Raw genomic sequence first — 12,309 nt, 5'->3', positions numbered from 1 at the left:
CCCCCCCCCCCCCCCCCCCCCCCCCCCCCCCCCCCCCCCCCCCCCCCCCCCCCCCCCCCCCCCCCCCCCCCCCCCCCCCCCCCCCCCCCCCCGCCACCGCCCGTCCGGGTCACAATCACCCCGTGAACCCGACCACCGTCCTCAGCGAGTTCCTCCGCACCCGCCGCGCCCGGCTCCGCCCCGAGGACGTCGACCTGCCCGACTACGGCGGCCTGCGACGGGTCGCCGGCCTGCGCCGTGAGGAACTCGCCCACCTGGCCGGCGTCAGCGTCGACTACTACACCCGCCTCGAACAGGGCCGCGTCGGCAACCCCTCCACCACCGTCCTCGACGCCGTCGCCCGGGCCCTGCGCCTCGCCCCCGACGAGACCGGCCACCTCCACCGCCTCGCCCGCCCCGCCGACCGCACCCACCGCGGCCGCCCCGCCCGCCAGCAGCCGCAGCCCTCCCTGCTGCGCCTCCTCGACCGCCTCGACCACACCCCCGCCGTGGTCATGGGCCACCGGATGGACATCCTGGCCTGGAACCGGGCCGCCACCGCCCTCTTCGGCGACTACGGGGCCCTCCCGCCCGAGCACCGCAACATCGCCCGGATCACCTTCCTCGACCCGGCCTCCCGCGACCTCTACGCCGACTGGACCACCTGCGCCCGGGAGAACACCGCCTTCCTCCACCTCGAGGCCGGCCGCCGCCCCGACGACCCCCGGCTCGCCGAACTCATCGGCCAACTCTGCCTCGGCAGCCCCGAGTTCCACCGGATGTGGGCGGACCACCCGGTCGCCGACAAGACCTCCGGCCGCAAGCGCTTCCACCACCCCGTCGTCGGCCCCCTGGAACTGGCCTACGAGACCCTCCGCCCCGCCGACGACCCCGACCAGGCCCTCATCACCTACACCGCCGACCCGGGCACCCCCTCCGACGACGCCCTCCGCCTGCTGCTCTCCTGGGAGGTCACCCGTTGACGGTGCTGGATCGCCTCCTCGCCGGTCTCCCCGAGGCGTTCTCGACCGCCCCACGGCCGAGCCGCATCGACGGCTGCCCCTGCTGCGCCTCCCGGGCCGGGCTGGACCGCCTCCTGCGCACGCCCCGCGAGCAGCTGACGTCCGAGGAGCTGGGTCGCTACGCGGCCTCCGTGCTGAACACCGTCGGCGCGCCCGCCGACCTGCGCTACTTCCTGCCGCGCATCCTCCAGCTCGTCCTGACCGGCGAACTCGCCTGGCCCGAGCTGCCGTTGGTCGGCCGCAAGCTGGCGCAGGCCGGCTGGCAGGACTGGCCGGAGGCGCCGTACCTGCGCCGGCTCCTCGACGCCCTGTGGCTCGACGTCCTGCACGACGCCGGGCAGTGGTGGGACGCCGACGCCGTGCTCTGCGCCCTGGGGGCCGCCGATCCGGACGGGACCGGCGGCCGGCTAGCAGAATGGGCCCGGTTCGCGAACCCCGTGGCCGTGGAGCGCCTGTACGAGTTCGCCCTCGGCGGTGAGCTCGAACCGCGGGACGCCTTTTGGGACGAACGGGGCGCCGCGTACCGGACCTTCGCGGCCTGGCTGCGTGGGCCCGAGCTCCAACTGGCCGTCGAGGCGGCCTTCCTGCGGACCGATGACCCCACCCAACTCGATCAACTCATCACCGTCCATGACATCCTGGCGGCATGACCCACGACATGGTGCCGCCACTGCTCGCAGTAGCACTGCTCCTGCTCGTCATCAAACTGGCCCGCGGGCGGCGAAACGGCAAGCCCTTGCCGCTGATTCCGCAGTCGCTCCCGGCGCTGGCGACGGCGCTGGCGGTCGCCGCCCTGGTGGTGGCCTCCGGACTGGCGGGCGGTCAGCCGTGGGACGCGTCGGTGATCCCGGCGGTCGCACTCGGCGGGCTGGTGGGCTCGTTCGTGGACCTCCGCCACCGCTGAGCGCGGGCCCGCCGGGCCCCCGCGCGCCCGGCCCCCGAGCGCGCGGCCCCCGGCGGCCGGGCCGTCACTCGAAGCGCGCGGTGTCGCCGGCCCCCCGGCGGGTGATCTCGGCCTCGCCGCTGGAGTAGTCGATGACCGTGGTCGGCTCGGTGCCGCAGTCGCCGGAGTCCACCACGGCGTCCAGCACGTGGTCGAGGCGTTCCTTGATCTCCCAGCCCTGGGTCATCGGCTCGTCCTCGCCGGGGAGGATCAGGGTGCTGGAGAGGAGGGGCTCGCCGAGTTCGGCGAGCAGCGCCCGGGTGACGGCGTGGTCGGGGATCCGGACCCCGACGGTCTTCTTCTTGGGGTGCATGAGCCGGCGCGGCACCTCCTTGGTGGCGGGGAGGATGAAGGTGTAGCTGCCCGGCGTCGCGGCCTTGACGGCCCGGAAGACGTTGTTGTCGAGCTGGACGAACTGCCCCAGCTGGGCGAAGTCCTCGCACATCAGGGTGAAGTGGTGGCGCTCGTCGAGGCGCCGGATGGACCGGATCCGCTCGAGCCCGTCGCGGTTGTCCAGGCGGCAGCCGAGCGCGAAGCAGGAGTCGGTCGGGTACGCGATGAGGGCCCCGGAGCGGAGGCTGTCGGCCACGGTGCTGATGGTGCGCGGCTGGGGGGACTCGGGGTGCACGTCGAAGTACTTGGCCATTGGCCGACCTTACGGGATCCCGCCCGTTGATCGCCGCAACCGCGACGAACCGCGTCACCCGCCAACTGTCGGCCACCGTCGGCGGACTGCCGACGGACTGCTGGCGGAGCGCCGGGCCGCGGCGTACGGTCGGTCACCATGGGCGCGGACCAGGCGAGGGTGAACCGGATCTTCCTGCCTGGCACGTACGCCGAGGGCGTGCCGTACGGGCTGTTCCGCGAGCTGCGCGCGGCGGCGCCGGTCTGCTGGGTGGAGGAGCCGGCGGTGGGGGACTGGCCGCCCGGGGCGGGCTACTGGGCGGTGCTGCGGCACGCGGACGTGAAGCACGTGCTGCGCAGCCCGGAGCTGTTCTCCTCGCACCTCGGCGCGACCCAGATCCGCGACCCGGACACCCCCGCCGACCTGGCCTTCGTCCGCACCATGATGCTCAACCAGGACCCGCCGGACCACGCCCGGCTGCGCCGGATCGTCGCTGCCGCGTTCACCCCGCGCGCGCTGGCCGAGCTGGCGGCGGCGGTGGACGGCCGGGCGCGCGAGCTGGTGGAGGCCGTCCGGCCCGCCGGGGCGGCCGACTTCACGGCGATGGCGGCGGACCTGCCGGTGTGGACGCTGGCCCGGGTGATGGGCGTGCCGGAGCAGGACCGCGGCCTGCTGCTCGACTGGGCGAACCGGGTGATCGGCTACCAGGACGCCGACTACGCCCACGCGAGCACGGTCGACCCGGCCGCGCTGACCGACCTCGGCCGGGCCGCCCTCGCCCACCGCCCGACGGCCCGGACCACCCCGGACGGCTGTCCGGTCAACCCGCGTTCGCGGGCCGCGCTGGCCGACATGTTCGCCTACGCGCACGCCCTGGCCCGCCGGCCCGGCCCGGACGGCGTGCTGGCCCGGATGCTCGGGGCGGGGCTGACGGCCGAGGAGTTCGAGACGATGTTCTTCCTCTTCGCCGTCGCCGGGAACGAGACCGTGCGCAACGGCCTGCCGGGCGGCCTGCTGACCCTGCTCGGGCATCCGGACCAGTACCGACTCCTGTGCGAGCGGCCGGAGTTGATCCCGTCCGCGGTGGAGGAGATGCTGCGCTGCTGGCCGCCCGTGGTGCACTTCCGCCGCACCGCGACCCGGGACACCCGGATCGCCGGGCAGCCGGTCTGCCGGGGCGACAAGGTGGTGGTGTACCACGCCTCGGCGAACCGGGACGCGGCCGTGTTCCCGGAGCCGGACCGCTTCGACGTCTCGCGCACCCCGAACGACCATGTGAGCTTCGGGTACGGCCCGCACTTCTGCGTCGGCGCCCAGCTCGCCCGGCTGCAGCTGCGGTCGGTGCTGCGCCACCTGCTCGACCGCCTGCCGGGGCTGGAGCTGGACCCGGAGCGGCCGCCGCGGCGCCTGGTGTCCAACTTCCAGAACGGGCTCAAGAGCCTGCCGGTGCGCTGGACGGTCCCGGGGTGACGCGTGCGCCCGGCCACCCCGGTCCCGGAGGCTCAGCCCGCGCAGCCCGGGCAGAGGCCCCGGTAGGTGACCTCGGCGCCCGAGACGGCGAAGCCGAACCGCTGCTCCGCCGGGAGGTCGGCGAGCGGGTCGCCGAGGGGGTGGACGTCGCGGATGGCCCCGCAGCCGGTGCAGACCAGGTGCTGGTGCGGGTGGTGGGCGTTGGGGTCGTAGCGCTTGGCGCGCCCGTCCGTGGACACCTCGATGACCTCACCGAGGGTGACCAGCTCGCCGAGGGTGTTGTAGACCGTCGCGCGGGAGATCTCCGGGAGGCGCTCGGCCGCGCGGGCGTGCACCTCGTCGGCGGTCAGGTGTACGTGCTCGCCGTCCAGGACCTCGGCCACGACACGCCGCTGGGAGGTGAGGCGCCAGCCGCGCTCGCGCAGCCGCTCCAGCAGGTCACTCATCACGGTTCACCTATTCGGGTCATGGGGGAAGACCGGAGTTTACCAACCCGCAGCCAGGCTGCTCCGGTTCCCGATCGGGTACGGGCTTGGTGCCTTTCTTGACTTGGATTCCGTCCATCGTAGGATCGGCTCCGGCGCTAGCCTGGGTAGCAGCAGTGCACATCCTGCACACGCGACCAGCGCAGCCGCAGCAGGAGCAGGCAGTAGCAGTAGGTGCCGTAGGTAGCAGATAGACACCGTGATCCGCCTTGTACGGAAGGATTCCCATGTCTGAGAACCACGATGCAACCGTTGTAGAGGCGAGCGCGGGCGGCTGCCCGGTCGATCACGGGCGCGCGCTCCACCCGACCCAGGGCGGCGGGAACCGCCAGTGGTGGCCGGAGCGGCTGAACCTCAAGATCCTCGCCAAGAACCCCGCCGTCGCCAACCCGCTCGGCGCGGACTTCGACTACGCCGCGGCGTTCAGCGCCCTGGACCTCGCGGCCGTCAAGCGGGACATCCAGGAGGTGCTCACCACCTCGCAGCCCTGGTGGCCGGCCGACTTCGGCCACTACGGCCCGTTCATGATCCGGATGGCCTGGCACAGCGCCGGCACCTACCGGATCAGTGACGGTCGTGGCGGCGCCGGCGGCGGCCAGCAGCGCTTCGCCCCGCTGAACAGCTGGCCGGACAACGCCAGCCTGGACAAGGCCCGCCGGCTGCTCTGGCCGGTGAAGAAGAAGTACGGGCGCAGCCTGTCCTGGGCCGACCTGATCGTCCTGACCGGCAACGTCGCGCTGGAGGGCATGGGCTTCGAGACCTTCGGCTTCGGCGGCGGCCGGGTCGACGAGTGGGAGCCCGACGAGGACGTCTACTGGGGCCCCGAGACCACCTGGCTCGGCGACGAGCGCTACACCGGCGACCGCGAGCTGGAGAGCCCGCTGGCCGCCGTCCAGATGGGCCTGATCTACGTCAACCCCGAGGGCCCCAACGGCAACCCGGACCCGATCGCCGCCGCCCGCGACATCCGCGAGACCTTCTACCGGATGGCGATGAACGACGAGGAGACCGTCGCGCTGATCGCCGGCGGCCACACCTTCGGCAAGACCCACGGCGCCGGCCCGGCGGACAACGTCGGCCCGGACCCGGAGGCCGCGCCGATGGAGCAGCAGGGCCTCGGCTGGAAGAGCCGCTACGGCACCGGCGTCGGCGGCGACGCCATCACCAGCGGCCTCGAGGGCACCTGGACGGCCACCCCGATCACCTGGGACAACAGCTTCTTCGAGACGCTGTTCGGCTACGAGTGGGAGCTCACCAAGAGCCCGGCCGGCGCCCACCAGTGGAAGCCGAAGGACGGCGCCGGCGAGGGCACCGTGCCGGACGCCCACGACCCGGCCAAGCGGCACACCCCGATCATGCTCACCACCGACCTGTCGCTGCGCTTCGACCCGGTGTACGAGCCGATCTCCCGCCGCTTCCTGGAGAACCCGGCGGAGTTCGCCGACGCCTTCGCCCGCGCCTGGTACAAGCTGACCCACCGCGACATGGGCCCGGTCGTGCGCTACCTCGGCCCGGAGGTCCCGAGCGAGCACCTGCTCTGGCAGGACCCGCTGCCGGCCGTCTCGTACCAGCAGATCGGTGCCGCGGACGTCGCCGACCTCAAGCGGCGGATCGCCGAGACCGGCCTGTCGGTCTCCGAGCTGGTCTCCACCGCCTGGGCCGCGGCCTCCTCCTTCCGCAGCAGCGACAAGCGCGGCGGGGCCAACGGCGGCCGGATCCGGCTGCAGCCGCAGGCCGGCTGGGAGGTCAACGAGCCGGACCGGCTGGCCGGTGTGCTGCGGGCGCTGGAGGGCGTGCAGCGGGACTTCAACGCGCAGGCCGGCGACAAGCAGGTCTCGCTGGCGGACCTGGTGGTGCTGGCCGGCGGCGTCGGCGTCGAGCAGGCGGCCAAGGCGGCCGGGCTGGCCGTCGAGGTGCCGTTCGCGGCCGGCCGGGTGGACGCCCCGCAGGAGCTCACCGACGTCGAGTCCTTCGCCGCGCTGGAGCCCAAGGCGGACGGCTTCCGCAACTGGGTCGGCAAGGGCAACCGGCTGCCGGCCGAGTACCTGCTGCTCGACAAGGCGAACCTGCTGGGCCTGAGCGCGCCCGAACTGACCGTGCTGGTCGGCGGTCTGCGCGTGCTGGGCGCCAACCACCAGCAGTCCGCGCACGGCGTGCTGACCGAGACCCCGGGCGTGCTGACGAACGACTTCTTCGTCAACCTGCTGGACCTGGGCACCAGTTGGTCCGCCACCTCGGAGGATGCCCACACCTTCGAGGGCCGGGACGCCTCCGGTGCGGTCAAGTGGACCGGCACCCGCGCCGACCTGGTGTTCGGCTCGAACTCCGAACTGCGGGCCGTCGCCGAGGTGTACGCGGCCGACGACGCCAAGGAGAAGTTCGTGGCGGACTTCGTCGCGGCCTGGGTCAAGGTCATGAACGCGGACCGCTTCGACCTGGTGTGACGCGGTAGTCCAAGGCGGCGGGAGCCCGGGGGTTCGACGAACCCCCGGGCTCCCGCGCGTGGTTACGGCGCCCCGGACTCCGCTCCGCCGCTCCCGGCTGCCATCCGCCGTTGCGGTGCCCCGGACTCCGCTCCGCCGTTACGGCGCTCCCGGTGCGCCCACGCTGACCAGCCCGGTCTCGTACGCCGCGACCACCACCTGGGCCCGGTCCCGCAGCCCCAACTTGCCCAGGATCCGGGCCACATGGGTCTTCACCGTCGCCTCGGAGAGCTGCAGCCGGCCGGCCAGCTCGGCGTTGCTGAGGCCGCGGGCCAGCAGCCCCATCACCTCCAGCTCGCGCGGGGTGAGGGTGGCCAGCTCGCGGTGCGGGGCGGCCGCCTCGGGCGCGGCCGGGCGGGCGAAGCGCTCGACCAGCCGCCGGGTGATCGCCGGGGCGAGCAGGGCGTCCCCGGTGCGGACCAGCCGGACGGCGGCGGCCAGGTGCTCCGGGGTGACGTCCTTGAGCAGGAAGCCGCTGGCCCCGGCGGCCATCGCGGCGTAGACGTAGTGGTCCAGGTCGAAGGTGGTCAGCATGATGATCCGGGGCGCGTCGGCGGCGCGGTCCGCGAGGATCCGCCGGGTGGCCTCCAGTCCGTCCAGGCCGGGCATCCGGATGTCCATCAGCACCACGTCCGGCCGGGTGCGCCGGACGGCGGCGACGGCCTGCTCGCCGTCCTCGGCCTCGGCGACCACCTCGATCCCCTCGGACTCCAGGATCAGCCGGAAGCCGATCCGGACCAGGGCCTGGTCGTCGGCGACCACCACGCGGATCGGCTGCTGCTCCACGACGTCTGTCAACTCTCAACTCTCCAGCGGTATTGAGGCCTTGACGCGGTAGCCGCCGCGCGGCCGGGGGCCGGTGTGCAGGGTGCCGCCGTGGACGGCGAGGCGTTCGCGCAGGCCGAGCAGGCCGCGCCCGTTGCCGGTGGCGGCGGCACCGGTGGGGCGGCCGCCGGTGTCGGTGACCTCCACCGTGAGGTGGTCGGCGGCGTAGTCGACGGTCACCGCGGCGTCGGCGCCGCCCGCGTGCTTGACGGTGTTGGTGAGCGCCTCCTGGACGACCCGGTAGGCGGCCAGCTCGACCCCGGGCGGGACGGGCCGGCGCTCCCCGCGCACCGTCAGCTCCACCGGCAGGCCGGCCCGGCGCACGCCCTCCACCAGGGAGTCGAGCCGGCCGAGGCCGGGCTGCGGGCTGAGATCGGCGGTGGCCGCGGGATCGCCGCCGGTCTCCGAGTCGATGGTCAACAGGCCCATCACCTGGCGCAGTTCGGTCATCGCCGCGCGCCCGCCGGCCTCCACCGCGGCCATCGCCTCGCGGGCCCGGTCCGGAGCGGTGTCCAGGATCTTGCGGGCGGCCCCGGCCTGGATCGTCATCATGCTCACGTTGTGGGTCACCACGTCGTGCAACTCCCGGGCGATGCGCGCCCGTTCCAGCTCCACCGCGCGGTCCAGCGCGGCCAGTTGCTCGCGCTCCAGGGCGGACAGCCGCTCCCGGCCCTCCGCCACCCGGCGCCGCCACATCCGCCGTTCGTAGGCCACCGCGAGCACCGGCACCAGGACGAGCACGGCGATCACCGAGTTCGGGAACCTCGGCAGCTTGGCGTCGTCGAAGAGCGCCACGAGCACGGCGGCGGCGGCCGCCAGGCCGAGCAGCACGGCCCTCGGGCGGCGCCCGTACGCGGCCGCGCTGTAGGCGGCGACGATCACCACCACGCCCGCCCAGAACGCGATGTCCTCGTGCTGCGACCGCACCAGCAGCGCGGCCGGCAGCACCGTCCACAGCACCGTCAGCGGGTGGCGCCGGCGCAGCACCAGCGGCAGCGGGACGAAGGGGACCAGCAGCAGCAACCCGGTCCAGGGCGATCCGTGCCAGTTTGGGCCGTCCTGGCTGTGCGCGCGGGCCGCGACCGTGGCGTAGCGGGCGCAGACGGAGACGAGGAGCAGGGCCAGGGCCAGGTCGAAGGCCTGGCCGCGCCGGGTGGGCCGGGGCGGGGGCGGCGCGTCGTCGGCGCCGCCGTCCAGCAGCCGTCGCACGGTGGGGTGGTTGATCACCGGGTCATTGTGGCGGTCGGCCGCCGCCGGGGACAGCCCGGCGAATGGCGGCAGCCGCTGCACCTGGCGACTACCTCGCAAGGATGACACCGGCGGCCGTACGTCCGGCGCGGTACGGAAGTTGCGGCGGGCGGCGGACGCGGCGGGCGGCGGACGCGGCGGCACGCCCGCGCTGCGGGAGGAGTGAGGCCCCGGGCGGGCCAGGGGATCAGGACCCCTCGTCCGCCCGGCCCTGCTCGGCCTTCCGCTCCGCCGCCCGGACCTGCTCGGTGAAGGCGTGCTCGTCGATCCGCTCGACGCCCGCCCCGTGCTTGGCGGCCAGCTCGTCCACCGGCCCGGGCGAGGCCTCCCGCACCTCCACGGCGACCAGCGCCCCGCCGTCCGGCACCCGGGGCGACAGCACGATCAGCGCGGCGCCGCCCTCCGACGCCGCGTGCTCCTCGGCCGCGTTGCCGAGCGCCGCGCCCGCCGCGAAGCCCAGCAGCACCCCCACGGGCCCGCCGAGCAGCCCCACCAGGCCGCCCAGCACCCCCGAGCCGACCGTGGCCACCCCGGCGCCCCGGGTGAAGGTGTCCTTGATCTCCAGCAGGCCGTCGGCACTGCGCTCCATCGCCGCCGCGTACCGCAGCCCCGGCAGGTGCTGCGCCTCCTCGAACGCGGGACGCCAGGCCCCGCCGTCGGGAAAGGTCAGCAGGACGACATTGTGCTGCTCGCTCATCGCACTCCGATCGGACTGGGCTCGGCTCGGTCCTCCATCGTGACCGCCGCCGCGCGACCCGGCCACAGGAACCGGCCCGCGGACCCGGCCACAGGAGGCGGCCCGCCGACCCGGCCCGATGGGGTGGTCATCCGATGAGCGGATCGCGCGCGGGTGGTCCGCCCGGGCCCGGCCCGAATCGAACATCGCGGACCTCCCCGGTGATCGACATCCACCAACTCGCCGTCGCCGACACGGAATCGCCCGGATCGGGTGAGAGCGGACGGGACACGCCGAGCGGGCCCGTCGGCCGCTGCCAGGATCGGGGTCCGCACCGAGAGCCAGCCCTTCGCAGAGTGCCCACCGGCACCGCTGCCGACCCACCGCGCCCACCCGGCGCCGAGGGCTGCCCGCGTGCGGGACCGCTGCGGCCGTCGGCCGCCGTACCTGGGAGGAACCCCGTGTCGAAACAGGTCGTGAAGCCCACGAAGCCCCCGGCCGAGAAGCGCCTGGCCGAGAAGTCCCCGGCCGGGGCCGAGCACGACGAGGAGCTGCGCCTGCGCTTCCCCGGCGACCGCCGCGCCGAGGCCGGCGCCTCGATGTCCACCGGCGCGATGCTGCGCCGCCTGCCCCACCTGGTCCGCCGGGCGCTGGCGCTGGCCTGGGCGGCGGACCGCACGTCCACCGTGCTGCTGCTGGTCTGCCAGGCGCTGGCCGGGGTGGCCGGGGCGCTCGCGCTGTACGCCACCACCGGCACCCTGGGCGCCCTGCTGGTCCCCGGGCCGGTGACCGACCACCTGCGCACCGCCACGCCCTCCCTGCTCCTGCTGACCGCCTCGGCCGGGCTGCGGGCCGTCCTGGGCATCGCGGTGGTGGGCCTGTCCGGCCGGGTGTCGCCGCGGATCACCCGGGAGGCGGAGCTGGCGCTGATCGCCGCCGGGTGCGCCGCCGAGCTGGAGGCGTACGACGAACCCGCCTACAACGAGCAGTGGGAGGCCGCCGACCGGGGCGCCTCCACCACGCCCGACCTGCTCTCCAACGCCCAGGACGTGATCGCCTCCACCGTCTCGCTGGCCGCTGCCGCGGGCGTGCTGGCGACGCTCCACCCCTGGCTGGTGCCGCTGCTGCTGCTCGGCTCGGTGCCGACCGCCGTCGCCGCCGTCCGTACCGCCCGGATCCACTACCTGGCCGCGGTGGTCACCAACGAGGACCGCGGCGCGCTGCGCGTCTACCGCTGGTTCCTGATCGACAAGACCCGCGCCGACCAGGTCCGTTCGGACCAGGTCACGCCGTTCCTGATGGCCAAGTACCGTCGCGCCGAGGCCAAGATCGTCGCCGCCACCGACCGGGCCACCCGGCAGGCGGCCAAGGTCTCGCTGCTGGCCGCGCTCGGCACCGGGGCCGGCAGCGCACTGATCTGGGGCACCCTGCTCTACCTGGTGGCCTCCGGCCGGATCGACCTGGCCGCCGCCGGCACCGCCACCTTCGCGCTGCGCACCGCCTCCTCCGGGCTGCAGGGCCTGGTCGGCAACGGCGCCCGGCTGTACCGGATGGGCCTCTACCTGGACGACTACTTCACCTTCCTGGACGAGGCCGGCGGCCACCGCATCGACCGCGGCGAACTGGTGCCGGGCGCACCGCAGTTGGTCGAGGTGACCGACCTGAGCCACGCCTACCCGGGCGAGCAGCAGGAGCCCGCCCTGCGCGGGGTCAGCCTGACCCTGCGGGCCGGCGAGGTGGTGGCCGTGATCGGGCAGAACGGCAGTGGCAAGTCGACCCTGCTCAAGCTGCTCTCCGGCCTCTACCTGCCGCAGTCCGGCCGGATCACCTGGGACGGCGTGCCGGTGGAGGAACTGGACGCGGACGGCATGTGGTCCCGGGTCGCCCGGGTGCCGCAGGAGTTCGCCCGCTGGCCGCTCGGCGCCGCCGAGAACGTCCACCTGGGCCACCTCACCGAGCGGTGGATGGCGGACGTGGTGGAGGCCGCCGCCAGGACCGGTTTCGACGAGACGGTCGCCCGGCTGCGCTCGGGCTGGCGCACCCTGCTCGCCCAGGGGTGGTGGGGCGGCGCCGAGCTGTCCGGCGGCGGCTGGCAGCGCGCGGCCGTCGCCCGGGCCCTGTACCGCACGGTGCGCAGCCCCGGACTGCTGATCCTGGACGAGCCCACCTCGGACCTCGACCCGCGTGCCGAGCACCGCATCCTGCACGCCCTGCGCGGCCTCGCCGAGGGCCGGATCACCCTGCTGGTGACCCACAACATCGCCAACGCGGCGGTCGCCGACCGGGTGATCGTGATGGACAAGGGCAGCATCGTCCAGACCGGCACCTGGGCCGAACTCGCCGCCCGCCCGGACGGGTTGTTCCGCGAGCTGCTGGACCTCCAGCGCGACCGCACCGTCCCCGCCCAGCGCTCGGCGGCGGACCGGGGGGGGGGGGGGGGGGGGGGGCGGAGGGGGGGGGAGAGGGGGGGGGGGGGGGGGGGGGTGCTGGGGGGGGGGGGGGGGGGGAACGGGCGGGGGGGGGGTAGTGGTGTCATGTGTTGAGTGGCCTTGC

General features: G+C 74.6%; 11 protein-coding genes. 6 read left to right on the top strand and 5 right to left on the bottom strand.

The window, feature by feature from the left end:
• Window positions 1–122: 122 nt before the first annotated feature.
• The 3 genes from ACZ4W5_RS36980 to ACZ4W5_RS36970 are packed head-to-tail and all read left to right on the top strand — an operon-like array spanning window position 123 to window position 1,905.
• Window positions 123–962, top strand: coding sequence for a helix-turn-helix domain-containing protein (locus tag ACZ4W5_RS36980; protein ID WP_465659555.1), 840 nt, complete (start codon window positions 123–125; stop codon window positions 960–962).
• On the top strand, window positions 959–1,651 hold the full coding sequence (locus ACZ4W5_RS36975) for a hypothetical protein (RefSeq protein ID WP_465659553.1): 693 nt from the start codon (window positions 959–961) through the stop codon (window positions 1,649–1,651). The genes ACZ4W5_RS36980 and ACZ4W5_RS36975 overlap by 4 nt, the downstream gene beginning before the upstream one ends.
• On the top strand, window positions 1,648–1,905 hold the full coding sequence (locus ACZ4W5_RS36970; protein ID WP_465659552.1) for a hypothetical protein: 258 nt from the start codon (window positions 1,648–1,650) through the stop codon (window positions 1,903–1,905). Before ACZ4W5_RS36975 ends, ACZ4W5_RS36970 begins: the two co-directional genes overlap by 4 nt.
• A 64-nt stretch (window positions 1,906–1,969) precedes the next feature.
• On the opposite strand, the gene ACZ4W5_RS36965 is transcribed toward ACZ4W5_RS36970, so the two are convergent.
• Window positions 1,970–2,590 (bottom strand): L-threonylcarbamoyladenylate synthase, encoded by a 621-nt coding sequence (locus ACZ4W5_RS36965; RefSeq protein WP_465659550.1) that lies wholly within the window; start codon window positions 2,588–2,590, stop codon window positions 1,970–1,972.
• 138 nt (window positions 2,591–2,728) lie between these two features.
• On the opposite strand from ACZ4W5_RS36965, the gene ACZ4W5_RS36960 reads away from it, so the two are divergent.
• Window positions 2,729–4,039, top strand: a complete 1,311-nt coding sequence (locus ACZ4W5_RS36960; protein WP_465659548.1) for a cytochrome P450 — start codon at window positions 2,729–2,731, stop codon at window positions 4,037–4,039.
• A 32-nt stretch (window positions 4,040–4,071) separates the two neighbouring features.
• Here the strand turns inward: ACZ4W5_RS36960 and ACZ4W5_RS36955 are convergent, their stop codons facing one another.
• Complete coding sequence (locus ACZ4W5_RS36955; RefSeq protein WP_465659546.1) at window positions 4,072–4,485, bottom strand: Fur family transcriptional regulator; 414 nt, start codon at window positions 4,483–4,485, stop codon at window positions 4,072–4,074.
• 266 nt (window positions 4,486–4,751) lie between these two features.
• Here ACZ4W5_RS36955 and katG point away from each other — a divergent pair, with 266 nt between their 5' ends.
• Entirely contained in the window at window positions 4,752–6,968 is a 2,217-nt protein-coding gene (gene katG / locus ACZ4W5_RS36950) for a catalase/peroxidase HPI (RefSeq protein WP_360238586.1), read from the top strand.
• 138 nt (window positions 6,969–7,106) lie between these two features.
• On the opposite strand, the gene ACZ4W5_RS36945 is transcribed toward katG, so the two are convergent.
• The 3 genes from ACZ4W5_RS36945 to ACZ4W5_RS36935 all read right to left on the bottom strand — a co-directional run bounded on the left by ACZ4W5_RS36945 (window position 7,107) and on the right by ACZ4W5_RS36935 (window position 9,777).
• The gene (locus ACZ4W5_RS36945) at window positions 7,107–7,805 is read right to left on the bottom strand and encodes a response regulator transcription factor (protein ID WP_465659543.1); all 699 of its coding nucleotides are present in this window, start codon (window positions 7,803–7,805) and stop codon (window positions 7,107–7,109) included.
• Window positions 7,806–7,808: 3 nt separating this feature from the next.
• A complete protein-coding gene (locus ACZ4W5_RS36940) occupies window positions 7,809–9,059 on the bottom strand; it encodes a sensor histidine kinase (protein ID WP_465659541.1) in 1,251 nt (416 codons plus the stop codon).
• Window positions 9,060–9,267: 208 nt separating this feature from the next.
• Entirely contained in the window at window positions 9,268–9,777 is a 510-nt protein-coding gene (locus tag ACZ4W5_RS36935; protein ID WP_360238592.1) for a hypothetical protein, read from the bottom strand.
• A gap of 455 nt (window positions 9,778–10,232) precedes the next feature.
• On the opposite strand from ACZ4W5_RS36935, the gene ACZ4W5_RS36930 reads away from it, so the two are divergent.
• Window positions 10,233–12,299 (top strand): ATP-binding cassette domain-containing protein, encoded by a 2,067-nt coding sequence (locus ACZ4W5_RS36930; RefSeq protein WP_465659539.1) that lies wholly within the window; start codon window positions 10,233–10,235, stop codon window positions 12,297–12,299.
• The last annotated feature ends 10 nt before the right edge of the window (window positions 12,300–12,309 follow it).

This window comes from Kitasatospora sp. NPDC029367, from assembly GCF_055569135.1.
This window is presented reverse-complemented; position numbering and strand designations above follow the sequence as displayed.